Below are 25,889 nucleotides of genomic sequence, written 5' to 3'. Positions count from 1 at the left end.
CTTATGTGACTTGGCCAAGCCCGGATGGGAGTGTTAACCATTGAAGCATTACGTGCTTAAACGTTTGGGACAATCGGTACTTGCAGTCCTCGGTGCGGCAACGCTTGTATTTTTCATTATTCGCTTGTCAGGTGATCCGGCGCGCCTAATGCTTCCACCTGAAGCGAGCGAAGAACAGGTGACCGCGCTTCGAGAGAGCTTAGGGTTCAATCAACCTCTCTGGATGCAGTACATCGATTATCTAAAAAACCTATTTACCGGCGATTTGGGAAACTCGCTGTATTACAAAGAATCCGCTCTAAAGCTGGTGCTTGAACGAATGCCAGCTACCATAGATCTGGCCATGTTTGCAATCATTATTGCGGTCACTGTTGGTTTGCTGGCGGGGATCGTGTCGGCATACAAAAAGAATAGCTGGATCGACTATGTGGTCAACGGTTGGATTTTCTTAACTCAATCACTGCCAGTATTCTGGATTGGTATCGTGTTAATCATGATTTTTGCAGTAAATCTCCACTGGTTGCCAACGTCAGGCAATCGCGGATTGGAGTCGATTATACTTCCAGCACTGACTCTAGCTGCATACCCGATTGCTCCGATTGCCCGCACCATGCGAGCCTCTCTTATTGAAGTGATGGACAAGGGGTACATGATTACAAGTCAAGCTCAAGGATTCTCCAAACCTAGCCGGATTTTGAAACGCGGACTCAAAAACGCGTTTCTGCCGGTTATTACCGTCATTAGCCTGGAATTTGGAGTCATGATCGCTGGCGCAGTGGTGACTGAAACGATTTTCTCATGGCCAGGTGTGGGGCAGTTGATCATACAAGGTGTCAGCAACCGCGATTTCCCGTTGGTGCAGGCAAGTATTCTTGTGATCAGCATCATCTATATCGCCATTACACTTGTGACGGATCTGATCTACCATCGCCTTGATCCAAGAATCAAAGTGCACTAAACGAAGAGAGGGATAATCATGAAAAAACGATCTTTGCTTCGTGCCAATGCCAAGGGCATTGCCAGCATAGGTTCGTTGACCGTCATCTTCGTGCTGACGGTCTTTGCCCCGCTATTCGCGCCATTCGATCCGTATAGGCAGTCATTGCAGGATATCCTTATCCCACCAGGGAGCACATATAGTGGAGAGGGCGCAATGAGCTTGCTTGGAACTGATCAATTGGGCAGGGATGTGCTCAGCAGATTGTTATATGGGGGCAGGCTCTCGCTCTGGATCAGCATTGTCGCCGTTGTCATTTCAGGTGTGCTGGGCAGTATTATTGGCATCGTAGCCGGGTACTTCGGTGGTAAAACGGATGCGGTATTAATGCGTCTAGCTGATATCCAGATGTCCATTCCAAGCATGCTGCTCGCCATCGTTATGGTTGCTGTGCTTGGGTCAGGTCTCACGAATATTGTTATTGTGCTGGCAGTTACAGGTTGGGTGACCTTTGCACGTGTTGTTCGTAGCCAGGTACTCTCGCTGAAAGAGTTGGAGTACGTCGAAGCAGCCAAAGCCATGGGTGTGCCGAGCATTAGTATCATGGCGAAGCATATTTTACCGAATACCCTGTATACGATCGCTACACAAGCTGCCTTACAGATGTCACACATGATCTTGCTCGCGGCAGCATTAAGCTTCCTTGGGCTCGGCATTGATGTGTCTACACCATCTTGGGGTGGAATGGTGAATGACGGCAAGAGTTATATCAGTTCGGCATGGTGGTTGTCTACGATACCGGGTCTGGCTATTGCTCTGGTCATTATGACGATTAATCTGTTCGGCGATTGGCTTAGAGACCGAGCGGAGTTCCGATGAATATGAAGCGGCTAGAAGGAAAGCGATGCGAAGCAACAGGGCAACAAATCATGTCACAGCAGGAAGGAGGATGGAGCGAATGTACTTTGTATCACGAGAAAGCATCAAGCAAAGTGGGATAACCGACCCCTTAGTTGCACAACGTCTGATTGAACGAACCTTTTGTCAAAAGGCACAGGGGACAGCAGTAGGTGCACAGGAGGTAGCGATGGCTGCTGGAGCTAGAGAAGCGGGAGCTTTCTATTCCTTGCCAGCGTATCTTGCTGAGGAAGGCGTGGCAGGACTGAAATGGACTTCCCATGTGCCACACTCCGATCCTTCGATACCGTATACACATCCGGTCGTTGTGCTCAATGAATTAGCAACAGGCCGACCGCTTGCACTGTTGGAAGGAGAGTTGATTAGCGGGCTCCGTACAGGCGCAGTATCCGCCACTGCGATCAAAACGTTGGAAAGATCAAAGGCATCATCATTGTTCCTCTGTGGATCTGGATTTCAGGCGAGTCACCAGGTTCGCAGTATTGTGCCGTTCATGCCTGAACTGAAGGAAGTTCATGTGTGGAGTCGTACGATGCAGCATGCAGAGAAGTTAATTGAAAATCACGCAGATATCCTTGGAAAACGGGGGATTCGGAGTCGTGTCCATACATCACTTCCGGAACGCCTTGATTGTGCTGAGGTTGTGGTCGGGGCAACATCCGCTTCCACTCCTTACCTACATGCAGACCATTTTGTTCAAGGTCATCTGTATCTTCATATTGGCATGCGTGACATTGATGTAGAAGCCATTGAATCATTTGACCATATTGTATGTGATGATTATGAAGCCGGCATTCCATCTAGCAGTCAGTCGTTATTCGGTCTTGCACGCAAGACACCGGAAATTGGCGGTAAGGTAACACTACTAGAAACACTTCTGGCTGAGCCTAATCCGGCAATCCAGCGGGACTCTGATCGTAAAATAATGTTTAATGCGTTCGGTCTGTCCATTTTTGATCTTGTGCTTGCCCATGAAGCCTTACAGCGGCTTCTGAAGCAACCGGAATCAAATGTGGGGCAATTCGACCTTAGCAAGGAGAGAAGCTAATGACAGACACATCACTCCTGCGCATCAATGAATTGGGCATTCGCTTCACCAAGCGTGACCAACATACGGACGTACTTCATCATATATCCTTGGATATCCTTGAGGGTGAAATATTATGCCTAGTTGGTGAGTCGGGAAGCGGAAAGAGCGTTGCCGCCAAATCAATTATGCAATTGTTACCACGACCTGCTGCACAATATACCCATGGGCAGATCTGGTTCGACGGTCAGGATTTGCTGACCTTAAATGAGAAACAGATGCAACGTATTCGTGGCAAACGGATTGCCATGGTCTTCCAAGATGCACTGAGTGCATTAAACCCGGTCTATACGATTGGAACACAAATGGTGGATGTCATTCGTTTGCATGCGCCGAAGCGAATGAGCAAAAAAGCCGCGCTTGAAGAAGCGAAATCCTGGTTAACTCAAGTGGAAATTCGCAATGTGGATGAGGTTGTGAAGCAGTATCCGTTTCAGTTGTCTGGTGGAATGAGGCAGCGTGTCATGATTGCGATGGCCTTGTCTTCCCGACCTGAATTGCTGCTTGCAGATGAGCCGACAACAGCATTGGATGTGACGGTTCAAGCTCAGATTTTGCGGTTAATCCTGAAGCTGAAAGAGCAATATGGCATGACGGTGCTGTTCATTACGCATGATCTGGGTGTGGTTCACGAGATTGCTGACCGTGTCATCGTGATGAAACATGGCAATCTGGTTGAAGAAGGTACGAAGGAAGCAATATTCGGGCGACCGGAACATCCATACACCAAGCAGCTGCTAAACAGCATGCCCCGTATTTATTTTGAGGGGGTGGATATATGAGCAAACATCTGTTGGAGGCTGAGGGACTTCATAAGGTATATCGGACGAGAAACGGCACCGATTTTGCCGCGGTACAAAATGTTTCGTTTTATCTAGGGCAAGGGGAGACATTAGGCATTGTTGGTGAATCCGGCAGTGGCAAAACGACCGTTGCAAAAATGGTTGCTGGCATGATTCCACTTACATCAGGCTCGATCGCCTTGGGCGACAAAGCCTTAAGTGGCACGAAGCGTATTCGCTCTGACAAGCGCAGCATCCAATATGTGTTCCAAGATCCGGTCTCTTCCCTGAATCCAAGATGGAAGATCAGAGATATCGTGGCTGAACCACTGAAGCTTTACTTTCAGATGAATGCCAAAGCAATCGATAAACGGGTGGACGAATTGTTGGATGATGTTGGTTTACCCCGAGAGTTCAAATCGCGATATCCGGGAGAGCTGTCCGGTGGACAATGTCAGCGTGTGGGAATCGCCAGAGCACTTGCGGCAGAACCTGCCGTTATTGTCTGTGACGAACCAACCTCTGCACTTGATATGACTATTCAGGCACAGATTCTGGAATTGCTGAAGAAGCTTCAACAGCAGAAGGGTGTATCTTATCTATTTATCGCCCATGGCCTTGAGGTAATCTACAGCATTTCGCATCGCGTGATGGTCATGAAAGCTGGTGAAGTTGTGGAGGAGGGGGAGACCAAGCAAATTTTCCACGATCCGCAGCATGAGTACACCCGGTCGTTGATTGAAGCAATTCCGAGAATTAATATTCCACAATTTCAATAAGCTGTCCAAACATGATGGTTACTTATTACTTAAAGACGTCACATTAACTTTACTTAAGAGGAGGAATTTTACATGAGCAGTGTAGTACCCGCATTACAATACGAAGACATGTCTCAAGAAGCCAAGGACTTTGTGGATGAGCGAATCAAGAATGGCAATCGAGTAACGAATATGGTTAAAACGTTGTTGTATTCCATGCCGTCTTTTGATGCGATGGAATTTTATCCGGTACGTAATGAGCTACAAAAAATCATTGGCAGTCGCGCGATTTATTTTTACTGTTATGCGATCTCGACGGAGAATGAGTGTCTGGTCTGCTCCACCTATCATGCCAAGCTTCTCCGTGATCTGAACATCAGCTTCAATGAGTTCGAATTCACTGAGATTGAAAAAGTGTTGATTGATTATGGTCGTGGATTAGTTAACAATCCAAACACCATCGATGAGTCCATCTACGATAAATTAAGAAGCGAATTCACCTCAGAAGAGATTGTGCTTATTACAACTGTTGGATGCAAGATGATTGCCTCGAACATTTTCAATGAAGCGATGAAGGTTGATTTGGACGAATATCTGTTCGAAGTTGAGTTTGACAAAAATATATTGCCTGCGAAATCTTAATGGTTATGCATTGAGATGTGGAATTTGAAGAAAACATGATCGCTCTTTGGCGGTCATGTTTTTTTGTTGTTTTTTAACACCAAGTTGTTGTCTGAATAGCCCCCGTGTGATCAAGTACTGGAAAAGGTTGTCCATTCGATGTACTTTTGTTGAATTCCATTGATTTGTTAATTATCATGTTGTCTAACAAGGTTCTAATTTATATAATGTTTATTGATAGTTCGTTTTGGTAATTAGATGTAATGAAACTAATCGAGGGAAGTGATTTCAATACAATTTAATCGCGTATCCAGCAATAAACTGTATATTCAAATTTATGATCAGATTCTCTCTGAAATACAATCAGGTACATTCCAAATTGGGGACAAGCTACCGACAGAACGAGAACTATGTGCACAATTTGGGGTAAGCCGGGCTCCGATTAGACAGGCTCTGAGTGCTCTGGAAATGAAAGGGTACATCTATTCCAGACAGGGTGAAGGCGTTTATGTCAAAAGCACAATGGCTCAGGATGAGGCTGTAACGGACGAGTCTTTCATCAACTCTGTATCCCCGGAGGATATTGTTGAAGCGCGAATGAATATAGAACCACTTATCGCCAGTATGGCAGCACAACGAGCTACGGCAGACGAGATTCAGCTTCTCCGAGAAACCATCAAACAGATGGAATCAGAGACCGCAGGTGGACATTATGTACCGGAGACGGATGAACGCTTGCATATGGAGATTGCTAGAGCTTCACATAATGATCTGTTCATTCAGTTCATGACGGTCATTACTCAAGCGATGAAACAACAGGAAATGTGGAGATTTATCCGCGATCGCACGGTAACCCGCCCTGACTACCGTGATACTAACTTTAGCGAGCACAAGGAAATCATTGATGCTATTGAAAATAAGGAGGCAGATACGGCATCCAAACTCATGACAGAGCATATGCAGAACCTCTTTAATCGTTATTGGAAAGATTAATGATAATCCCTATGCATCGCATCTAGCATAGGGATTATTTGTTGTTTTTAATCAATCAAAAATTGAAAGAATAAGTTATTGACAATTAAAAAGTAACTTGTTATATTCATAACAGCAAAACTTAGGATACAAGTTAACAAGATTACAAATTAACAGGAGGTGCATATCATCACAAGTATTTGGAAACGCTTCATTTCAGTGAGTTATGTTGATAATGTAGGACATTATTTTTTTGAAACTGAAATTGTAAGCGTTTAACATAACAACGGGTTGAATTATTTCATGGGAGGATTTCATATGGATCTGCAGCAATTGGAGAAATCGACTGTCCGCAAAGTAACATTACGTTTGATCCCATTTTTGTTTTTGTGTTTTGCCATTTCAATACTGGATCGCGTAAATATCGGATTTGCGGCATTACGAATGAATGAAGACCTCGGATTCTCCGAGGCCGTGTATGGGTTTGGGGCAGGGATTTTCTTCTTAGGTTACTTCCTGCTTGAGGTACCCGGCAGTGCAATGATGTCCAAGATAGGTGCAAGACGGTGGATTAGCCGCATCATGGTTTCCTGGGGGATCATCGCTGTCATAATGGCATTTATTCAAACGCCAATCCAATTCTACATCGTTCGCTTCTTACTCGGTGTGGCTGAGGCTAGTTTTTACCCTTGCATGGTGCATTATCTAAGTGGATTCTACCAATCCAAGCATCACGCAAAAGCGATTGCTGGATTTATGATTGCGATTCCAGCAGCCAATGCTATTGGTTCACCGTTATCAACCTTCCTGCTGCAAATTGAATGGTTCGGTTTATCGGGTTGGCAATGGCTATTTATTTTGGAAGCGATTCCAGCAGTGATTCTCGGCATTATCTGTTACTTCTACTTAACGGATCGCATCGAAGATGCCAAGTGGTTAACAGGTGCAGAAAAGACCTGGCTACTGGATGTAACTCGTAAAGAGGCACTGGAGAAACAAAAAGTTAAAAAGCCTACGTTCCTTGAAGTATTACGAGATAAGGACGTCCTTATTTTGGCACTGGGATATTTCTTCTGGATGTTTGGTTATTACGGAATCAATATGTTCCTGCCAACCATATCGAGAGGTTTGACTGAGTCAACAGGCTGGTCCTTACAGAGTATTGGCTGGTTGCTTGGATTCATGTATCTCTGTGCAATGATTGTGATGTATCTTGTCGGCAAAAGTTCAGATAAACATAACGAACGTAAATTCCATGTGGCTGGTTGTTTGACGATTAGTGCAATTGCTATGATTGCAAGTGTATATGTTGCAGATTTCAGTTTGATGGGAGCATTCGCACTTCTAACGATTAGTTTGTGTGGGGCATTTGGAGCTTACTCTCCGTTCTGGGCGATTCCGCCATCATTCCTGACGGGAGCAGCCGCAGGTGGTGCGATTGCATTAATTAATAGTATCGGTAATCTCGGTGGATTCTTCGGCCCGTATTTTGTAGGATTTATCAATGACATGACAGGCAGCCATAATCTTGGGTTGACAGTTCTTGGAATCAGCATGATAATAAGTGCGACTATCATCGTGTTCCTGGTCAAACAATCCGGTAAAAGTTATAAAGTAAGTCCGGGTAGACCATTGGATCATCCCAATTCAAGTAAAACAGGGTAACCGCAGCTGAAACGAGTATGAGAATCTGAGCAAAGTGCTCGTTTTTTTTACAACAACTTAGGATACAAGTTAACAAGTTTACAAGACGACAAAGAAAAAATAACTATCAAATTCATATGAGGTGAGCATAATGACCAAGCCTAGCGTTGAAGAACTCAAGCAAAAAGCAATCGAACTGAGACAAACAGCGATTACGATGATCTATGAAGCACAGTCCGGTCATCCAGGTGGTTCACTATCTGCAGCTGATATCGTTACGGCATTGTATTTCAAGGAAATGAACATTGATCCAGCTAATCCGAAATGGGAAGACCGCGATCGCTTCGTATTATCCAAAGGACATGTATGCCCAATTCAGTATGCTGCACTGCTTCACCGGGGATTCGTTCCAATGGAGAAGGTGCACACGCTAAGACAGTACGGCTCTCCATTTCAAGGACATCCTGATATGAAAAAATGTCCGGGAATCGACATCTCAACAGGTTCACTCGGTCAAGGGCTCTCTTGTGCCGTAGGCATGGCGATTGCAGGTAAAAGGGACGAAAAGTCATACCGAGTATTCGCTATGCTAGGAGATGGTGAATGCCAGGAAGGTCAGATCTGGGAAGCTGCTCAAACGGCAAACAAATATCAACTCGATAATCTAATTGTGTTTGTGGATGATAACAACCTGCAGATTGACGGGACTTGTGATGAGATTATGCCAAACTTGGATTTGGAGCTGAAATTTAAAGCTTTTGGCTTCGATACCAGAAGAATAGACGGTCATGACATGCAACAGATCGTAGATACATTGGACGAAATTCGTAATATTCAACACGGGAAGCCAATCTGCATCGTATGCAATACCGTTAAGGGCAGAGGAGTTTCATTCATGGAGGATGTATGTAACTGGCACGGGGTTGCTCCGAAGGAAGCGGAATATCTGCAGGCTTTGGAAGAAATTGCGGGAGGTCTGAAATGATGAGCACTTATAACGTAACGGAGAAAAAAATTGCGACGCGTGAAGGTTTTGGACACGAAATTGTAGAGCTTGGCAAAATAAATAAAAACATCTATGTCGTTGATATTGATATCGGTAAGTCATGTAAAACAACTGAGTTTGCGAATCAGCTTCCGAACCAGCATATCAACGTGGGTATTGCCGAACAGAACGCCGCAGGACTTGCCGCAGGACTAGCAACAACGGGAAAAATACCTTTTATCAGCACCTATGCGGTTTTTGGTTCGCTACGCATGCTTGAACAGATTCGTCAGGAAGTTTGCTATCCTCACTTAAATGTTAAAATTGCTTGCTCCCATGGTGGACTTACCCCAGCTAATGACGGCGGAAGCCATCAGGCCATTGAAGATATGGGTGTACTGCGCACAGTTCCCAATATGACGGTTATTATGGCTGCTGACTATCATTCCACGCGCAAGCTGGTTGCTAAGGCTGCTGAACATTATGGCCCAGTATATCTTCGGTTCACCCGTGATACAGTTCCTGTCATATATGGAGAAGATGAAGAGTTCGAGATCGGCAAAGCCAAAAAGCTGAAGGACGGCAAAGATATTGCCATCATCGCCAATGGAGATACTTTACACCTTGCCTTGAAAGCATCGGAATTGTTGGAGAATGAGGGTGTATCCGTTAAATTACTAGATTTCCATACGATTAAACCTCTAGACCGTGATGCTGTTGTGGACTGCTTAAGTACAGGGCGGATCATCACTGTAGAGGATCATAACATTCTGAATGGTCTTGGCAGTGCAGTAAGTGAAGTTGTAGCCGAGGAAGGCGGAGCTGTCGTCCGCAGAATTGGTGTTCAGGACAAATTCGGAGAATCTGCTCCATACGAAAAATTGCTAGAAATGAACGGAATCACGATAGATAACATCGTAGCGACTGCACATTCCCTATTAAAGTAACTTCTTAATCCGAAAGCACTGAGAAAGAGTTTTGCTTAACAAATCGCAATCAACCCATCAACCCATCTGAAGGAGTGTATAACATGTTTGAATTAAACAACAGAGTAGCCATTGTCACAGGAAGTGGATCTAAACGAGGAATTGGACGTACGATTGCACTAACATTAGCCAAGCAGGGGGCAAAGCTCGTTATTGCTGATATCAACCAAGAAGGAATTCAAGAGACGGTTGATGCTATTCGTGCAGAAGGCGGGGAAGCAATCGGGGTTGAGCTTAACGTTACCAGTCAAGATTCAAACCAGGCCATGGTAGAGAAGGTACTTCAAGCGTACGGAAGAATTGATATTTTGGTGAATAATGCAGGCATATCCCAGAAGGCAACGGTAGCAGAAATGACATTAGAAGACGTAACTCGTGTATTCAACGTAAACATGTTCGGACTCTTTCTCTGCACTCAAGCCGTGCTTGAACCAATGAAGAAACAAAATTATGGACGAATCATTAGCCTATCGTCTGTATCTGCTAAACGGGGCGGCGGTGTCTTTGGCGGAGCGCACTATTCTGCATCCAAGGCAGCTGTACTTGGTTTCTCCAAAAACCTCGCACGAGAAGTTGCGACAGATGGCATTACGGTTAACTGTATCGCACCAGGCCTAGTGAACACAGACATCTGGAAATCTCTAGACCAGCAAACTGCGGATGGCGTAATTGCAGGCATTCCAATGGGACGCCCGGGTGAAACGGAAGAGATTGCTTCAGCCATTGCTTTCTTAGCATCTAGTGAAGCCTCCTACATTACTGGCGAGGAAATTGATATTAATGGCGGATCTCATATGGATTAATAGCCAACCACTATAGAGTGTAAGAAGCCGCTACTAGATAGCGGCTTCTCTTTCCTTTATTTTGCCGCAAAGGGTATGATAGGATGCAGTAGAGGGGTGAAACTATGGAATTAGAAAAAGTGTTTACGGTTCATGTGAAGATCTTAGAAACGTTCGAATTACGCAATACTGAGGATGATTCTGTCGTTATGATTACGTTCACAGGAGATGTAACGGGAAAATATTTTGAAGGCATCGTGCTTAATGGTGGCGTGGATACACAGGTCATTGGGAAGGGCGGAGATCGACACAGTCTGTCGGCAAGATACATGCTCCAAGGTGAGGATTTTACTGGACAAAGCTGTGAAATTTATATCGAGAATAACGGGAATATCAACAAAAAGTTGAAATCTTCATTGTTTCGCACTTCACCTACAATCATTACAAATAGTACAGCATTATCCTTTCTGAATAGCGATATTCTCGTTGGTGAGGGAAAAGCCACAGACACTGGATTGGATATTATTATCTACAGAGTATCTACCTCGTAAGAAGACTTGTAGTTGAGGAATCTTTTAAAAATCGGTGGAATATCGCTGTAATTGCTTCATGTCCAAAATCTGAATCGTTTTGTTCTGTCTCAGGATAATCTTCTCTTCCACTAGATCACTGAGCAATCTTCTGATATGACGGTCGGAGATTCCCATTATGCTGGACATGTCCTTCATAACAAAAGGAATCGTTGCCGATTCGAATTTTTCTGAGGTTTGTACAATGGTTTTGCACAGTTTATTTTTGGCTGGATACAGCAGTGATCTTGCATTTTTCACTGAAGACTTCATCAATTTCTCTGTGAGGATCGAACACATGCGCATGAGAAACGGGACTGATGTTGTTAGATGAGAGTGTACCACCTCTAGTGGAATGAGTAATATGGTTGTTGGTACAACAGCCACAGCCGTGTGAAGATAATTGCAATGATTGAAGAATTCCATGTCACCTAATACTCCGTTTTGCTCTACATAATCCACAACAGCGACATTTCCCTGCTCGGAATAGTTATGAATCGCCACTCTGCCTTCAATAATAATATAGAAAAATGCTAGCTCATCACCCGAGACGACAACCGTCTCGTTTTTTGCGTATGTTCTCACTTGCAAATTAGCTATAACTTCATCTGTAATGATATGGTGTAGGTTTGCTTTCATAATGGCGGCCAAGATATCCGGATTAACCTTAGTAGGCATAGAACTTAAATCTCCTTTTGCACAACGATTTAGAAAAAGAGCCGCCATAAAAGCGGACTTTTGTCCTTATTGTTTGACCTTTTATCATATTATACTTACCTCGAATTACAACACAACATGTAATTAACTAGGGGGTTCGTTATGAATAGTATTATTGATGATCCAAGTTTGGCTGGTGCTGGGGCATCTCGGATGCATTGGTTTAGAGAGAGGATGCCAATTGTGGCAGAACTTAATCATTGGTTCCATGAGGAGCAGGTGCTCCAAGGTAAAACCATTGCGATCAGTATGCATATAGAGCCCAAAACGGGATTCTGGATTGAAGGACTTCTCGCTGGTGGAGCCACACATATCTACCTGGTCGGTTGCCTGGGTACAACTAAAAAAGATACAGCAGCATACCTGGCCTCTTTACCCAATGTGACGGTTTTTGCCAAAGAAGCAGACCAATATGACGACCACAAACGTTATCTTGAGATGGTGTTGGCTAACCAGATTGATCTCTTCTTGGATAATGGTGCAAGTCTGATTCTTGCTCATCATGAATTACAGCCGGGATGGAACCCGATTGGTGCCAATGAAGAGACGCGCACAGGCAAGCTGTTAATCGAGAAAAAAGGTGTCCAACCTGAATATCCTGTCATCGTGATTGATGATTCGCCCTTGAAGCAAATTTTCGAAAATGCGTTAGGGGTTGGACAATCTGTTGTCGATGGCTTCATGCGAACGACGAGTCTTCTCGTTGGCGGCAAAAAAGTACTCGTTATTGGATATGGTTATTGTGGAAGCGGTGTAGCCAAGAAATTCCGTGGATTGGGAGCTACTACACTCGTTTATGATGTTAATCCGATTCAATTGTTGAATGCCAAAACAGACGGACATCTGGTGGGCGAATTGCAGGAATTGATCCCTGAAGCCGATGTAATTGTCACAGTCACGGGAACCTTTAATGTGATTAACGAGCAGCATATTTCGTTGTTCAAAGAAAAAGTTATTCTTGCTAACTCAGGGCATTATGGGTTTGAAATCAATGTGGGCGAATTGAAGAAGGCTTCGAAGTCTGTTGAAGTCGTCAAAGACGGTATTGAACGAATAACGTATGCTGAGAAAAGCATCTATTTACTGCATCAGGCTAACCCGCTTAACCTAGCAGGAGCTGATGGCAACCCTATTGAGATTATGGATATGGGCTTTGGGTTAATCTCGCATGCAGCATATCGTATCCTGACGAATGTTGAATCCCTTCAACCTGGATTGCAACCCGTTCCCGAAGATATCAATTATACGATTAGTAAGAGGTTCGTGAACCTGCTTCAATAGAGGTATCGTGATAATGATTCGCTCTAAACAAGCTGATCATGGATTAAAACTATTTATTTAACCCTCCCTAATCATTTAATATGTATATAGTCCTTACTAACAGTTGTTCCAAAGCTCACTTTTACAAGTTGAAGCCTGGCAACTGATAGGACATTTAAGCACAACGAGACTACGTACCTCTATTAGATCTTAGAAGGAGTGTTACATTGTGACAGGACAACATGTACCTTATACGGGTTATCTTCTAGTTCATTTTATTGGAGAAAGTGCGGATGGTGAACAGGTCTACTTCTCGTACAGTGAGGATGGGCTGCATTGGCAAGATTTGAATCAAGATTTACCGGTTTTGCGATCAGCGATTGGGGAGAAAGGAGTTCGGGATCCATTTATCATTCGCTCTCCTAAGGATAACCGTTTTTATCTGATTGCTACCGATCTTCGGATTGCAAGCGGTAAAGGCTGGGATGCAGCAGTAAATGAAGGAAGCAAAGACATTATTGTATGGGAATCTGAGGATTTAGTGCATTGGTCATCGCCTCGCGCAGTTACCGTTGGTGTATCCGACGCGGGCTGTGTATGGGCACCTGAAGCTATCTATGACGAGGCGACAGATGAATTTCTAGTATTCTGGGCGTCGGCAACGAGAAGAGGAGCTTCTGACTCTTCTGAAACCGAACGTAAACAGAAAATCTATAGTTCACGAACCAAGGACTTCCGAAGCTTTACTCCGACGGAGTTATATATTGAGCGAGAGAACCACATTATCGACACAACCATTATCGCGCACAATGGGAGCTACTACCGTTATACGAAAGATGAAACGACGAAAAATATTCGGGTAGAGAAGGGTTCTTCCTTGGATAAGGATGCGTTCGTTCCGCTATCTGCTCCTATTTTGGAGGCGATTCCTGGCGTAGAAGGTCCTCAGATTTATAAGATGAATGACCGTAATGAATGGTGTTTGATCGTGGATCAATTTGCTAAGGGTGATGGTTATCTTCCTTTATTAACCTCAGATCTCGACAGTGGAGATTTCCGGGTGGTGGATAAGGATGCGTATGACCTAGGTAAGACCCATAAGCGACATGGCGGAGTAATCCCGATTACTGCCGATGAAGTTACTCGTTTGTTAGAAGCGTTTGGATCATAATATTGTACAGACGAATCAGATTGGACTAGTCCATTTCATGCAGATTGGATCTTCACACCCTACCAATATTCTAATATGTTCGTTGTACATTAAAATAAATTGTGGGGTGCATCAATGGACATTGTGTATAAAATGAATGCCAATCTTAAGCCAGAGGATGTTCAGAACGTATTTAGAAGCTCCGGAATTAAACGTCCTGTAGAGGATCGAGATCGAATTCAACGAATGATTGAGAATGCAACGCTTACGGTTTCTGCTTGGCATGATGACAAGTTAATTGGACTTGCAAGAGCAATTACGGATTTTGCGTATTGTTGTTATTTATCAGATCTAGCGGTGAGTAAGGAGTATCAGAGAAATGGTATTGGAAAACAGCTTATCGAACGTGTACGTAGCCATCTAGGCGAAGAGGTAGCATTATTGTTGCTCTCTGCACCTACGGCGATGGAATATTATCCTCAACTTGGCTTTGAGAAAACAGATAGGGCGTTTTTAATACCAAGAACCATTTGATGAGTTCAAAGTCGCTAATCTAGCGGCTTTTTTCTTTGGGTTTCTATAAAATGAACGAATACATAGCTTTATTAGTCTTATTACTGACAACCACAAAGGGGGTGCAGAATGACGGATCGGGAAATTTTCGAGCTGTATCGAGAGGATGTATATTATTTTTGCTACTATGTGATGAAAAATCAGGCAGACGCAGAGGATCTATGCCAAGAAGTATTTGTCAAAGTGATCATGGCTGACAGAACGAAGGTAAGGAACATGAAGTCTTGGATATTAAGAATTGCTTCGAATGAGTGTAACAGTGTGATTAGAAGACGTAAAACAGGCTGGATGAAAGAAGTGCGCCACTATTTGTTATCCAAATCTCAGGATGATAATCCTGTGGAAAAGCGTCTAACTCATCGGGAAACCCAAGAAGAACTTGAAGGGCTATACAGCGAGCTTCCTGACAAAATTAGAATGGTCATTGTGCTGCGGTTCATCAATGAGCTGACCATACCTGAGATTTCTAAAGTGATGAATATCCCTGAAGGAACGGCAAAGTCGAGATTAAACAAAGGGCTAAAACTTCTTAATACAATGGTGGCACCCCAACTAAAGGAGATGAGAAGTAGTGAATCAGCATATTAAAAACGATAAGAATACTCCTCAGCCAGATTATGATGTCATGTGGTCAGCCATAGAAAAGGAAGTGCATCAGCGTCAAGCCAACACGCAATCTTCACGAAGTGGGGTGTTACATCGAATTAAAGCTATCCCCGTTGGGATCGCATTTTCTTGCTTCTTACTCGTGGCTATCCCTGTATTCGCCAGTGTCACGATTGATTGGGATCGGATGGGTGGTCGGAACGTCGCCAACGCATTGCAAAATGACATTGGACAACAGTATGATCTGCAATCCTCCAATGCAGGGGTGACCATGAATTTGAATGGTGTGGTGACTGACGGAGAAAAGATGAAAATGCTTATATCTCTGAGTACTGGAACTAATCTAACACAATATACTGGGTTTGCTACTGAGACCAATACCTTGATCGGGCCTGCTGGAACAGCAAAAGTCTATGGTTATTTGGGCTACGATCCGGATAGCCAGAAGCTCCTGGGAGTCTATGAAACACCTGATACGCTGAAGGATGACGCCAAAAAGTATACCTTTAAAGCGCAAAATTTAATTTTGTACCGTGATATAGATATTCCTTTAGCATCCAAACATGAAACTGATGAGATGATTGTTACCGGAGTTGCACAGTATCCCACAATTCATATGCAATCGGTTCGACATGTTGGAGATCAAACAATTGTTCGTTATAAAGTGGCGGCATCACCGACAGATTTAGGACGTGGAAATCCTCATATCATAATGCATAATCACGATAATGAATGGAATGCTATTCCAACGATTTTACCCAACGAAGGGTCAGACTTGTTAATTGAACAGGTATTCAACATGTCCGAGAGTGAATGGAAGAGTTCGAATCTTCATTTCAATTATATTAAAGAGGCGAAGAGAATCGAAGGTACATGGACGTTTGATTTTAAAGCAGATGGAAAAAAAGCGAGTGAAGCGATGTATTCTAAATCATTGAACACGAGTCCCGAATTTCGAGAAAGAACAGGTGTTAGCATCGATCAACTAGCCATTACTCCATTAGATATTCAAGTTCGGATCAACAAGAAAGATTCGCTGGCGAAAGGTATCGTTCACTACAATACAACAGAGTTACTTATTGGAGATCAGAAGATTACGGGTGGGCGATATTTGAAAGGAGATCAGGCTGAAGGCTATCAGCATTATTTTCAGTTTGAATCTCCCGTGTGGTACAAAGACTGGTCTGCTGTTCCTATGAAACTGATATTGCAAGATGCTGTAGTGGAGAAACGGGATACGACGAAGAACTGGGTTACACTTCATAAGCCAACAACAGAAAAGCAGCACACTAAACTTCAGGTGGATGGGTTAGAAATTCAGTTTACGTATTATATGGATGGGCAAAGCTTGATGGTGGAGTCTTCTTCAACATCGCCTGATTTCAGGGGAGTTAACCAAACTACGTTACGTATTAACGGTAAAGAAATTGTTCCCGAGATCACTCCCAAAGGTATGGTATCTACGGGAGTAAATATAGATACTTATCGTGATATACCACTGGATGCTACGCTAGACTTAAATCCTGGTATATATAAATACAGTGATCCGAGTCGAAATGTAGAGATAAAGTTATAATTATGATATAGCGGACAAGTGAAGCAGCGAGTGTACGCTGGAGCAAGAAATCCTGAATCGATTCATTTGCCGGGAGCAATTCCACTGCAGCTTGATATTACCGATCCTGAATCTGTGAAGGCTGCGTCCGAAATCGCAGTGGATGCAACGTTGCTTGTTAACAATGCTGGTTCTTCTACAGGAGCTTCTTTGCTGTCAGGTGAGCTTCACGATATTCATTTGGAATTTAACACGCAAGTATTCGGAATGCTATCGATAATTCGCGCTTTTGCACCGGTAATTGAAAATAGATATTGCCAAGACTGCAATTGACGGAATACAATCTGGACTTTATGAGATTATTGCTGATGAAGTAAGTCGAGGTGTTCAGCAAGGCTTGGCGGGCGGCATCTCTGCTCTGTATCCACAAGTGCTTCAACAATAACAGGTGAGTTCATTTTTGTTTTTTTGCTCGTACGGATGTAGATGCAGAAATGAAGAAACTCGATGGTTTTTCCGCGAGACATTAAAGCTTTTTATTTACTAAGTCGCTAATTTAGCGGCTTTTTTGATCTATAATTAAGTAACCAGATAATAACCAACATATGATAGAATATCTGAAACATAACAAACCATAGAGTACATGGGAAGATAGGAGCCGTCGGATATGAAAATTGATCATTTAGTCGTCAATGTTGACAGGTCGTTCCAAGAAAGTAAGCAATATATTACTTCTGTTCATTCTATCGGCCTACCCTATATGCCTAAATGGGGCAAAGGGACAAAAGGTTTTAAAGTATCCAATCTGTGGATGGGCAAAGAGTATTTTGAATTAGTACATATTAAAAAAGCGGACGGGGGAGGATGGGTGAAGGAATGGACTAATAAGTATAATGAAGGACACAGAGGTTTAGTTGGTTTTGCTCTAGAAGTTGAGAATATAGATGAAGTGTATCAGAAATTAACTGACCGGCAGATCAACGTAACTTTTCCAGAGCCTTTGAGGTTTCGGTGGTTTTTCAATCTATTGAATAAAACGATGCCATGGCGAAACTCCTATTTACCTACATTTAAAGGAGTTCCTTTTCAATTCTTTCTTCAGCAATTAAACGATGAAAAATCCAAGAGTTTTATGGAACAGTATATGGTTCCCAATAGCAGTGAGAACGGTATTGAAGGCATTCTTGAAGTCACGATCTACGGAAGACTAGAAGATGAGGATCGTAACATTATTTATGCTCTCTTCGACGATTATGAGGAGCATGAAGGTGCACTAAACATCAACTTAGCAGATCAAACGATTCGTTTTATTGAGTCAAGTGAACATAAAGTAGAGGTCAAACTTCGTTGTGATAATGAGGCATATGCCGGGAAGAAAATGAATATTCATAATATTCAAATTATCAATACATAACATGGAAGGGAACTTCAATTGAAAATAATAAAAGAGGCTACGATCTATGCGCTTGTCATGGAATCTTGTACGGACTAACATATTACTTGTTCTTATTTGTATTTGCATTTGTAGTTATATTGCTTATCTTGTTGATTGCTAGGATGGTTGCCATATTTCGCTCACAATATTGTCCATGACATTCAGAGGATATTCAATGGTCATCGATCGGTAACTCTTATATCATGAACTAAACAACATGGTAGAGAGAGGGATCAGAGTGAGCGCGAGAATAATAGTTCCATTAGAAGATTCTTGGTTGTTTCAGGCAGATCATAGGAATGAAGGTCTATCTCTAAAGTGGTATGAACAAGGTCTTTCCTCAGGCGAGAGCATAAATATTCCCCATACATGGAATGTACACGAGGGCTTAGAGGAGTTTCGTGGCAAGGGCTGGTATAGCTATGACTTGTTCGTATCTACGGATTGGGAGGGTAAACTGCTTCGACTCCAGTTTGATGCGGTATATCGTGATGCAGTGGTATGGGTAAACGGAAAACGAGCAGGGGAGCACGCACATTCAGGGTACACTTCATATATCGTCGATATCTCCGACTTCATTCATTGTAATGCAGACAATCGTATTATCGTCTCTGTCAACAATGCGAATAGTCAGACTGCACTTCCGTTAGGAAATAGTTTCGATTGGGCAGACGATGGCGGTATTATTCGAGGTGTATCACTGATCGTTAGTGGCGATGTGGCGATTGACTATTCCAAGCTCCAAGCAATTCCGTTCTTTGAAGATGATGTGCCTGGAACGACGGCTACATATGGTTTGTTATCTGGTGCAATTCGGTTGTGGGAGCTCAGCTCTGAGTCAGATATCAAGTCTTTGCAGTTGAAAGTGACCCTCTCTAATGAAGAAGGTCTCTTAAAGTCACAGGAATGGGAGATCGCTGAAACGGATGGATTCCTATACTTTAGCGATATCAAGGTAGACCAGCTGAAGCTGTGGCACTTTGACCATCCTCACTTATATACGGTTCATCTTGCCATATACGCAGATGGCGTTCTCTCGGATGAGGTATCAACTGCACTAGGTTTTAGAGAGATTCGCTCCGATGGCAGTACATTATTGCTTAACCGCGAGCCTGTGAGACTCTTTGGTGTTGAGTGGATGCCAGGATCGAATCCGGAGCATGGCATGGCCGAGACAGCTGAACAGCTTGCTGAGATGCTTCACCATATTAAACACGCAAACTGTGTCATTACCCGTTTCCACTGGCAACAAGATAGCAAGCTGTTGGACTGGTGTGATCGGCATGGCTTACTTGTGCAAGAGGAGATTCCTCACTGGCAGACACCAAGTGAACCCGGAGACGAATGGCTGAACATCTCGATGCAACATGCCGAAGAGATGATTCATCGTCATTACAATCACCCTTGTATTTACGCATGGGGACTTGGCAATGAGCTGAACGGTCAATCTGAAATGACGAATCTGTACTTTGATAAACTTAAATCTCAGGTAGAGCAACTTGATGACACAAGATTTATCAACTACGTATCAAATACAGTACATGATAATCCCGCACAGGATACAACGGGTGCAGGTGATTTGATCATGTGGAATGATTATATCGGTACATGGCATGGTGAGTTAGATCGCCCAGAAGTCATTCGAAGCATAACGAAAGGAATACCTAACAAACCTGTAGTAGTTGCTGAGTATGGACTCTGTGAACCTGCTTTTGAAGGTGGAGACGAGCGGCGGGTACAGATTCTATTGGAGAATACGAGGGAGTATCGTAAGCATTCAGAGATCGCCGCGCTCATTTATTTCAGTCTGAACGATTATCGGACACAGATGGGTGAGGAAGGCGATGGCAGGCTTCGGCAACGTGTACACGGATCGATGAGCCTTAGCGGTATGCCTAAGCCCTCTTATGAAGTATTACGTCAATTAGCGTCACCGATCACCGTAAGTGTTAGCTCAGAGTTAGGCAAACTAGTCTTATTCGTTGAGGTACGTAATGATATTCCATGTCATCGAGTATCTGGATATACGTTGGAATGGAATGATCCGCAGAGTGAACGCATTGTCAATGTAATCCCTGAGTTAGCGCCAGGGCAAAAGCATGCGTTTTACTTTACCGAAATTCCTCAGGAACGTTGGACGGAGATCGGCTTAGAAATTATTAGACCAACTGGATTTTCCGTAATCAGTGGCTCTTTAAACGACCTGAATAATAACTTTATTGGATAAGATAAGAATGGAATGAGGGAAAAGCCCCAGAGATAAATCGTCAGTAGGCGATTTATTTCCGGGGCTTTTCATTTTTAATATACCATGGGTATCTATATGTGCAGATTAGGGATAGGCATCATTTTACATAAGATTTACAAAGCGTAGATATAGAATAAATACTATTCACCTATAGTATGATGAGCTAAAAAAACGATATACATCTGAAGACTAAGGGGAAAATCAACGAAAATGAACATTAAAAAAATCGGAATTTCAGTAGTTTCACTCACGATGCTAACATCGATCGGTGTATTTGATGTGTACGGTGCAGGTATTAAGCGCACGATTGAAGTATCGGAGCAAGCGGTAAATGTCGTTGTGGATGGACAGAAAATGGATGGTGAGTCTTTTGTCTATAACGGAATTACTTATATTCCCGCTCGAGTTATTGGGGAAGCGCTTGGTAAAAAGGTAGACTGGGACGAGCGGACACAATCCGTATTCGTTGGGCAGAAAATGAATGATACACAAGGTTATCGTGGTACGAAAACACCTTATCCTTTTGACAATACAACAAGTTATTCAGAGGCGCCAGCCGGGTATAAGCCGGTCTTTATTAATTTGGTAGGAAGACATGGCTCAAGACATTTGTCCAGTTCCAAGTATGATAAGACGTTGTATGAACTACTCAGCATTGCTGAAAAGGATGGGCAGATCACGAATTTGGGCAAAGAGCTCAAGAAAGAAATTGCCAAGCTTATGGACATCGAGAAAGATCACTATGGATTATTGTCGATCTCTGGCGGTGAAGAATTGAAAGGCATCGGATCTAGACTAGGGCGCAATTTCAAGGATATCTTCACCGATGATAAAAAGGTCATTGCGCAAGCAACCTTCAAGGATCGAACTCCGCAGAGCAGAGATCAATTTATTGAAGGCTTAGAAGAGAGCTTAGGTGACAAGAAGGTGGACATTCTCTCCTCCGCTTTTGTAGAAGGAAGCGACCCATATCTGCGTCCGTATGATCTAGCGACGAAATACAATGAATTTGCCGAAGATGGTGAATGGGTTAAGATGTACGAGAATTATGCTACACAGGAAAAAGGAACAACGTATGCGAAGGAGCTGCTGTCTCCTTTGTTCTCTGATCGTTTCTATCAGAGGTTAGATGCAGGTGAGTTCCAATTGAAGGACGAGAAAGGAAAAGTGAAGCTAAGCAATCCTACCGAAGCAGCATCCAATTTATATGAGTTGTATATCATCTCTTCGAACCTGAAAGAAGAAGGTAACTTAGAATTCGGAAGATACTTCACGACTAACCAATTGAAATGGTATGAAAGCTTAGATAGTATTCAAGACTTTTACGAGAAAGGGCCTTCCCTAACTTCGACAGATCTACCTCAAAATATCGCTGCACCACTCGTGAAAGAGCTGCTCGTATCTACTGAACAGTCCATTGAGAAAAAGGACACGGCGGGAATTTTCCGATTTGCGCATGCAGAAACGATTATTCCGTTATCTTCATTCTTGGATATTGAAGGAGCGAATGTTAGTGTAGACAACCCGGAGAAAGTGGCAGAGAACTGGAATGGTGCTGAGATTTCTCCAATGGGAGCTAATATTCAGTGGATACTGTATTCCAATGGTGAGGATTATATGGTGAAGATGCTGAGAAATGAAGAGGAAATCGCCTTTCCGATCGAAACGAAGAGCTACCCGTATTATAAATGGGAAGATGTGAAAACGTATTATGAGACGAAGCTTGAGAAGGTTGGCGTAGACATGAACAGCAGTCTGGAAGACAATATTGAGCTTCTAGAGACAAAATTCTAAATTGTGGATTGAAAATGTTATTTCTATAATGTCTAATTTTGATTGAATTAAATCTCATATGCAGTACAACTGTTCTCTAGTAAACTCATAAGACATGTTAATCATTTTATCCCCTTATAGTAGAAAAGAAGGAGTGACTATCTAGTTTAGATGGACTCGTTCTTGCCTATTGAAGGGGATTTTTCGTGTTTTCATAAAGACTTGTACGGAGATGAGAGTACACCGGGAGCACTGCTTCTCACGGCAATTTCGGGCGTGCCTTGCACAGCAGATATGGATGATAAGCTTTCTTTTCAGATAGGTATGTATCATGCAAAGCTTCATGAAGTGAACATGCAGCAATACGGCTATCATACAACTGAGGGATTTAAGCCACTTGAGCAGAATGATTGGAGATTACATATTCAACACAATTTTGATAAATGGAAAGAGCCGTGTAAAGAAATTCTTGTTCAAGCCTTATATGAGAAGTGTATACGTTATTTTGATCATGCTTTCTCTGCATTACCTGAACCGATGGGCCTGTTGTTGTTCACATGGACTTTAGACCAGGAAATATATTAGTTAATGGTAATGAGGTTGCGGGAATTATTGATTTTGAGAGTGCGCGAGCAGGTTCCACAGAAATAGAATTCACCAAAATGAATCGATACATATGGGAAGTGAACCCGCACATGAAATCCGCATACCTTGAGGGGTATCAAACGATTCGTCCAATGATCGACTTGGAAAGAGTAATTCCATTTTATGATTTTTATGATGCTTTCAGCGCAGTAGTATGGTGTAAGAATAGAGGAATTGAGCAAAATAAAGAGTTTCTGCAGGAAAACATACGGACTTTGCAAAAACTGATAGATTATTAAGTAAGTGTGTTCGTAGATTAGAAATGGTACTATGCTCCGACATATGAACCGGACATGGTTCCGATCACAACAGCCAGCAGCAATTGCAGATCGAGGTAACCGATCTTCATATAACCGGCACCACCGGCTAATGCAATTGGAATGATTACGAGCATCGTTGTACCTGCCGCATAACGCATTGACATCCCTAACAGCAGCATAAGACCCAACTGTATAAATGGTGTGGAACCAATACATATTATCGCTGATTGTAAGAACTGCATCGTGTCCGGTGATCTGCGTATATTGATCTAGAAAATGAAATGTAAGAGCAACAAAATATGTGCACATAGCGTCTAAATAGGAAGAATAGAACAGCAACAGGAGTGGAAACCAGATGTTTGTAAAATGCATGACACTACTTAGTACGATTCTTGGTTCCATGCTCATATGGGCAGGAAACGCAGGTGCAGAGTCACGATTTACGGATTTACAGTATTCCAAATGGGCAGAAGATGGCATTCAGTATATGGCTGAACGCGGGACAGTAGCGGGCTACGGTAACGGTAGATTTCAGCCGGAGAAGTCTGTAACGAGGGCGCAAGCTGTCACTTTTATGGTACGAGAGTTATATCCAGACGAGCTTCAGCAGCCTGTGCAAGGGGGTACTTACTCAGATGTTCCAACGACACATCCCTTCTATCGCGAGATCACGATAGCTGCCAAGAATGGACTGGCGAGTGGGTTCCCAGATGGTACTTTTCGCCCTAATGCACCCATTAGCCGTGCTGAAACGGCATCATTCCTAACGCGAGCCTATCCCTTGGAAGAAGGGAAGCAATCGGCAAGTTGGACAGATACGGAGTCTCATTGGGCAGCTGCACCCATTCTCATGTTGAGCTCCAATGGTTTGGTTGGTGGATATGCAGATGGAACCTATCGGCCGAATCGATCCGTCACACGCGCTGAGTATGCTGTATTTATGTCCCGTGTTATCCGCTTTGAGCGTGAACAAGCTATACAGGCTCAAGACTGGGATAAATTGATCTCGTATATGACGTTAAGTGAACAAGTTGGTCAAATGCTGATGCCAGACATTAGGCAATGGAATGGTAAAGTCACGACGACGTTACATGAAGGTCTGAAGCGGAATATCCATGAACAGGATCTAGGTGGACTTATTCTTTTTGACAAAAATATCGTGGATGCCCGGCAAGTTGCTACATTTACACATGATCTGCAGGCAGAAGCAGGTGACATTCCTCTATTTCTTGGGATCGATCAAGAAGGCGGCGTCATTAAAAGAATTCCTGGCGGTACGAATCTGCCGGGACAGATGGCACTCGGTGCAACCGGAAGTACAGCGCTAGCTGAATCTGCTGCTCAATTGACAGGAGAGGAACTGAAGGCACTAGGAATTCAGGTTAATTTTGCACCTGTTCTCGACATTAACAGCAATCCGGACAATCCGATTATCGGGATACGCTCCTTTGGCTCGAATGCTGATATGGTGTCACGGCTTGGTCTGGCCATGATAAAAGGATTGAGGGAATCAGGCGTCATCGCCGCAGTGAAGCATTTTCCAGGTCACGGGGATACAGCGATAGATTCTCATCTGGGTATGCCGGTGTTGACACATCCGCGTGAACGACTGGATGTCGTCGAACTGAAGCCGTTCAGAGATGCCATTAACAATGGGGTCGATATGATTATGACCGCACACATTGCGTTCCCTGCGATCGATAATGAGCTAATGACTTCTCTAAAAGATGGCCAAAAAGTATCGGTACCCGCTACATTATCTAAGAAGGTTCTCACGGGTCTGCTTCGGGATGAACTTGGATATGATGGACTGATCATCTCAGATGCTTTTACAATGAAGGCGATTGCGGAGCATTTTGGGGAGAATAAGGCGGTAGAACGTGCAGTTTCCGCTGGGGTAGACATCATCCTTATGCCACAAGATTCAGCAGCAGCTCATCAAACATTGGTAAATGCGGTGCTGAAGGGTACGATCCCGAAAGAAACCATCCAAGCGTCTGTCACGCGAATATTGGAAGCCAAATCCCAATATGGATTGTTTGACCGCAGCCCGTCACTCTCCGTTAAACTTGCAGAGCTGAACCGGGTGATCGGATCGAGTCAGCATCGCAACGTGGAACGGGAAATTGCAGAGCAAGCAGTTACTGTCTTGGCAAGTCGAAAAGGGAAGCAAGTTGATTCAATAAACAAAGGTGATCAGGTTGTGATAGTCGCAGCCGATGAACAACAGGCACAACAGCTGGAGAAACAACTCCAACAATCGGCTAGCAACCTGTCGATCCAAACGAGCATATCCGTTCTGCCCCAAAGGAATTCAAAGGAATCACTACAAGCGTTTGCCAAAGCAGACTACGTGATTCTTGCTTCCTATCAATTCCGTAATGTGGCTAGTGCGTTCGGCTGGAACGATTACCAGGTCTTGATTGATGAGATGAACAAGCGTAATCAGCGATATACGTTGTTGTCACTTGGGAATCCCTACGAGACCATCTATCTACAGAACGTACGCTCAGCCTTGGCTGTGTACGGGAAGCAGGAACCTAATACGTTAGCAGGAATCAAGGTGTTACTTGGTCAGCTTGAGGCTGGTGGTAAGTTATCGGTGGAACAGAATTGAAGCCATCTC

Annotated in this window: 26 protein-coding genes and 1 pseudogene; 25 read left to right on the top strand and 2 right to left on the bottom strand. The window is 43.5% G+C overall.

The window, feature by feature from the left end:
- Positions 1–40: 40 nt before the first annotated feature.
- From J2T19_RS04485 to J2T19_RS04430, 12 genes are all read left to right on the top strand, one after another.
- A complete protein-coding gene (locus tag J2T19_RS04485; RefSeq protein WP_056690418.1) occupies positions 41–958 on the top strand; it encodes an ABC transporter permease in 918 nt (305 codons plus the stop codon).
- Between the two features lie 18 nt (positions 959–976).
- Positions 977–1,816 (top strand): ABC transporter permease, encoded by an 840-nt coding sequence (locus tag J2T19_RS04480; RefSeq protein WP_307213590.1) that lies wholly within the window; start codon positions 977–979, stop codon positions 1,814–1,816.
- Between the two features lie 79 nt (positions 1,817–1,895).
- Positions 1,896–2,903 carry a hypothetical protein gene (locus tag J2T19_RS04475; protein ID WP_307213588.1) on the top strand — a complete coding sequence of 336 codons (1,008 nt, stop codon included), beginning with the start codon at positions 1,896–1,898 and terminating at the stop codon, positions 2,901–2,903.
- Positions 2,903–3,724, top strand: a complete 822-nt coding sequence (locus J2T19_RS04470; protein WP_307213586.1) for an ABC transporter ATP-binding protein — start codon at positions 2,903–2,905, stop codon at positions 3,722–3,724. Before J2T19_RS04475 ends, J2T19_RS04470 begins: the two co-directional genes overlap by 1 nt.
- Positions 3,721–4,503: an ABC transporter ATP-binding protein gene (locus J2T19_RS04465; RefSeq protein WP_307213584.1), complete on the top strand. Its 783-nt coding sequence runs from the start codon at positions 3,721–3,723 to the stop codon at positions 4,501–4,503. The genes J2T19_RS04470 and J2T19_RS04465 overlap by 4 nt, the downstream gene beginning before the upstream one ends.
- A gap of 72 nt (positions 4,504–4,575) precedes the next feature.
- Positions 4,576–5,124: a carboxymuconolactone decarboxylase family protein gene (locus J2T19_RS04460; RefSeq protein ID WP_145407529.1), complete on the top strand. Its 549-nt coding sequence runs from the start codon at positions 4,576–4,578 to the stop codon at positions 5,122–5,124.
- 261 nt (positions 5,125–5,385) lie between these two features.
- Positions 5,386–6,096 (top strand): FadR/GntR family transcriptional regulator, encoded by a 711-nt coding sequence (locus J2T19_RS04455; protein ID WP_307213581.1) that lies wholly within the window; start codon positions 5,386–5,388, stop codon positions 6,094–6,096.
- A 297-nt stretch (positions 6,097–6,393) separates the two neighbouring features.
- Positions 6,394–7,740, top strand: coding sequence for an MFS transporter (locus J2T19_RS04450; protein ID WP_307213579.1), 1,347 nt, complete (start codon positions 6,394–6,396; stop codon positions 7,738–7,740).
- Between the two features lie 130 nt (positions 7,741–7,870).
- Entirely contained in the window at positions 7,871–8,704 is an 834-nt protein-coding gene (locus tag J2T19_RS04445; RefSeq protein WP_307213577.1) for a transketolase, read from the top strand.
- The gene (locus J2T19_RS04440; protein WP_307213575.1) at positions 8,704–9,651 is read left to right on the top strand and encodes a transketolase family protein; all 948 of its coding nucleotides are present in this window, start codon (positions 8,704–8,706) and stop codon (positions 9,649–9,651) included. The genes J2T19_RS04445 and J2T19_RS04440 overlap by 1 nt, the downstream gene beginning before the upstream one ends.
- A gap of 83 nt (positions 9,652–9,734) precedes the next feature.
- Positions 9,735–10,493 carry an SDR family NAD(P)-dependent oxidoreductase gene (locus J2T19_RS04435; protein ID WP_307213573.1) on the top strand — a complete coding sequence of 253 codons (759 nt, stop codon included), beginning with the start codon at positions 9,735–9,737 and terminating at the stop codon, positions 10,491–10,493.
- Between the two features lie 104 nt (positions 10,494–10,597).
- Positions 10,598–11,023 carry a DUF3237 family protein gene (locus tag J2T19_RS04430; protein ID WP_307213572.1) on the top strand — a complete coding sequence of 142 codons (426 nt, stop codon included), beginning with the start codon at positions 10,598–10,600 and terminating at the stop codon, positions 11,021–11,023.
- A gap of 24 nt (positions 11,024–11,047) precedes the next feature.
- Here J2T19_RS04430 and J2T19_RS04425 read toward each other — a convergent pair whose 3' ends face one another.
- Positions 11,048–11,719, bottom strand: coding sequence for a Crp/Fnr family transcriptional regulator (locus tag J2T19_RS04425; RefSeq protein WP_307213570.1), 672 nt, complete (start codon positions 11,717–11,719; stop codon positions 11,048–11,050).
- Between the two features lie 141 nt (positions 11,720–11,860).
- Here J2T19_RS04425 and J2T19_RS04420 point away from each other — a divergent pair, with 141 nt between their 5' ends.
- The 12 genes from J2T19_RS04420 to J2T19_RS04365 all read left to right on the top strand — a co-directional run bounded on the left by J2T19_RS04420 (position 11,861) and on the right by J2T19_RS04365 (position 23,242).
- The gene (locus tag J2T19_RS04420; protein ID WP_307213568.1) at positions 11,861–13,039 is read left to right on the top strand and encodes an adenosylhomocysteinase; all 1,179 of its coding nucleotides are present in this window, start codon (positions 11,861–11,863) and stop codon (positions 13,037–13,039) included.
- Between the two features lie 208 nt (positions 13,040–13,247).
- On the top strand, positions 13,248–14,189 hold the full coding sequence (locus tag J2T19_RS04415) for a glycoside hydrolase family 43 protein (protein ID WP_307213566.1): 942 nt from the start codon (positions 13,248–13,250) through the stop codon (positions 14,187–14,189).
- Positions 14,190–14,303: 114 nt separating this feature from the next.
- The gene (locus J2T19_RS04410; RefSeq protein WP_307213563.1) at positions 14,304–14,702 is read left to right on the top strand and encodes a GNAT family N-acetyltransferase; all 399 of its coding nucleotides are present in this window, start codon (positions 14,304–14,306) and stop codon (positions 14,700–14,702) included.
- A gap of 108 nt (positions 14,703–14,810) precedes the next feature.
- Positions 14,811–15,329: an RNA polymerase sigma factor gene (locus tag J2T19_RS04405; protein ID WP_307213561.1), complete on the top strand. Its 519-nt coding sequence runs from the start codon at positions 14,811–14,813 to the stop codon at positions 15,327–15,329.
- Complete coding sequence (locus J2T19_RS04400; protein ID WP_307213559.1) at positions 15,313–16,923, top strand: DUF4179 domain-containing protein; 1,611 nt, start codon at positions 15,313–15,315, stop codon at positions 16,921–16,923. Before J2T19_RS04405 ends, J2T19_RS04400 begins: the two co-directional genes overlap by 17 nt.
- Positions 16,924–16,941: 18 nt before the next feature.
- Positions 16,942–17,235: a Rossmann-fold NAD(P)-binding domain-containing protein gene (locus J2T19_RS04395; RefSeq protein ID WP_307213557.1), complete on the top strand. Its 294-nt coding sequence runs from the start codon at positions 16,942–16,944 to the stop codon at positions 17,233–17,235.
- Complete coding sequence (locus J2T19_RS04390) at positions 17,204–17,347, top strand: hypothetical protein (protein ID WP_307213555.1); 144 nt, start codon at positions 17,204–17,206, stop codon at positions 17,345–17,347. Before J2T19_RS04395 ends, J2T19_RS04390 begins: the two co-directional genes overlap by 32 nt.
- A 222-nt stretch (positions 17,348–17,569) precedes the next feature.
- Positions 17,570–18,316: a VOC family protein gene (locus J2T19_RS04385; RefSeq protein ID WP_307213553.1), complete on the top strand. Its 747-nt coding sequence runs from the start codon at positions 17,570–17,572 to the stop codon at positions 18,314–18,316.
- Positions 18,317–18,575: 259 nt separating this feature from the next.
- Positions 18,576–20,564, top strand: a complete 1,989-nt coding sequence (locus J2T19_RS04380; RefSeq protein WP_307213550.1) for a glycoside hydrolase family 2 protein — start codon at positions 18,576–18,578, stop codon at positions 20,562–20,564.
- 231 nt (positions 20,565–20,795) lie between these two features.
- The gene (locus tag J2T19_RS04375; protein WP_307213548.1) at positions 20,796–22,379 is read left to right on the top strand and encodes a histidine-type phosphatase; all 1,584 of its coding nucleotides are present in this window, start codon (positions 20,796–20,798) and stop codon (positions 22,377–22,379) included.
- Positions 22,380–22,529: 150 nt separating this feature from the next.
- On the top strand, positions 22,530–22,943 hold the full coding sequence (locus J2T19_RS04370; RefSeq protein WP_307213546.1) for a hypothetical protein: 414 nt from the start codon (positions 22,530–22,532) through the stop codon (positions 22,941–22,943).
- A complete protein-coding gene (locus J2T19_RS04365) occupies positions 22,916–23,242 on the top strand; it encodes a phosphotransferase (protein ID WP_307213544.1) in 327 nt (108 codons plus the stop codon). Before J2T19_RS04370 ends, J2T19_RS04365 begins: the two co-directional genes overlap by 28 nt.
- A gap of 32 nt (positions 23,243–23,274) precedes the next feature.
- On the opposite strand, the pseudogene J2T19_RS04360 reads toward J2T19_RS04365, so the two are convergent.
- Positions 23,275–23,490, bottom strand: a pseudogene (locus tag J2T19_RS04360) (TSUP family transporter); the annotation flags it as partial.
- A gap of 128 nt (positions 23,491–23,618) precedes the next feature.
- Between J2T19_RS04360 and J2T19_RS04355 the strand changes: the two are divergent.
- Entirely contained in the window at positions 23,619–25,880 is a 2,262-nt protein-coding gene (locus J2T19_RS04355) for a glycoside hydrolase family 3 N-terminal domain-containing protein (RefSeq protein ID WP_307213542.1), read from the top strand.
- The last annotated feature ends 9 nt before the right edge of the window (positions 25,881–25,889 follow it).

The organism is Paenibacillus tundrae, assembly GCF_030812775.1.
Classification (GTDB): domain Bacteria; phylum Bacillota; class Bacilli; order Paenibacillales; family Paenibacillaceae; genus Paenibacillus; species Paenibacillus tundrae_A.
Note: the sequence above shows the minus strand (reverse complement) of the source record. Positions and strands in the feature narration are given on the sequence as shown.

Coding starts and splice junctions, on each gene's coding strand:
- J2T19_RS04480 (WP_307213590.1), top strand. CDS start 977: ATGAAAAAACGATCTTTGCTTCGTGCCAATGCCAAGGGCATTGCCAGC.
- J2T19_RS04475 (WP_307213588.1), top strand. CDS start 1,896: ATGTACTTTGTATCACGAGAAAGCATCAAGCAAAGTGGGATAACCGAC.
- J2T19_RS04470 (WP_307213586.1), top strand. CDS start 2,903: ATGACAGACACATCACTCCTGCGCATCAATGAATTGGGCATTCGCTTC.
- J2T19_RS04465 (WP_307213584.1), top strand. CDS start 3,721: ATGAGCAAACATCTGTTGGAGGCTGAGGGACTTCATAAGGTATATCGG.
- J2T19_RS04460 (WP_145407529.1), top strand. CDS start 4,576: ATGAGCAGTGTAGTACCCGCATTACAATACGAAGACATGTCTCAAGAA.
- J2T19_RS04450 (WP_307213579.1), top strand. CDS start 6,394: ATGGATCTGCAGCAATTGGAGAAATCGACTGTCCGCAAAGTAACATTA.
- J2T19_RS04445 (WP_307213577.1), top strand. CDS start 7,871: ATGACCAAGCCTAGCGTTGAAGAACTCAAGCAAAAAGCAATCGAACTG.
- J2T19_RS04440 (WP_307213575.1), top strand. CDS start 8,704: ATGAGCACTTATAACGTAACGGAGAAAAAAATTGCGACGCGTGAAGGT.
- J2T19_RS04435 (WP_307213573.1), top strand. CDS start 9,735: ATGTTTGAATTAAACAACAGAGTAGCCATTGTCACAGGAAGTGGATCT.
- J2T19_RS04430 (WP_307213572.1), top strand. CDS start 10,598: ATGGAATTAGAAAAAGTGTTTACGGTTCATGTGAAGATCTTAGAAACG.
- J2T19_RS04425 (WP_307213570.1), bottom strand. CDS start 11,719: ATGCCTACTAAGGTTAATCCGGATATCTTGGCCGCCATTATGAAAGCA.
- J2T19_RS04420 (WP_307213568.1), top strand. CDS start 11,861: ATGAATAGTATTATTGATGATCCAAGTTTGGCTGGTGCTGGGGCATCT.
- J2T19_RS04410 (WP_307213563.1), top strand. CDS start 14,304: ATGGACATTGTGTATAAAATGAATGCCAATCTTAAGCCAGAGGATGTT.
- J2T19_RS04405 (WP_307213561.1), top strand. CDS start 14,811: ATGACGGATCGGGAAATTTTCGAGCTGTATCGAGAGGATGTATATTAT.
- J2T19_RS04385 (WP_307213553.1), top strand. CDS start 17,570: ATGAAAATTGATCATTTAGTCGTCAATGTTGACAGGTCGTTCCAAGAA.
- J2T19_RS04375 (WP_307213548.1), top strand. CDS start 20,796: ATGAACATTAAAAAAATCGGAATTTCAGTAGTTTCACTCACGATGCTA.
- J2T19_RS04370 (WP_307213546.1), top strand. CDS start 22,530: ATGGACTCGTTCTTGCCTATTGAAGGGGATTTTTCGTGTTTTCATAAA.
- J2T19_RS04365 (WP_307213544.1), top strand. CDS start 22,916: ATGGACTTTAGACCAGGAAATATATTAGTTAATGGTAATGAGGTTGCG.
- J2T19_RS04355 (WP_307213542.1), top strand. CDS start 23,619: ATGTTTGTAAAATGCATGACACTACTTAGTACGATTCTTGGTTCCATG.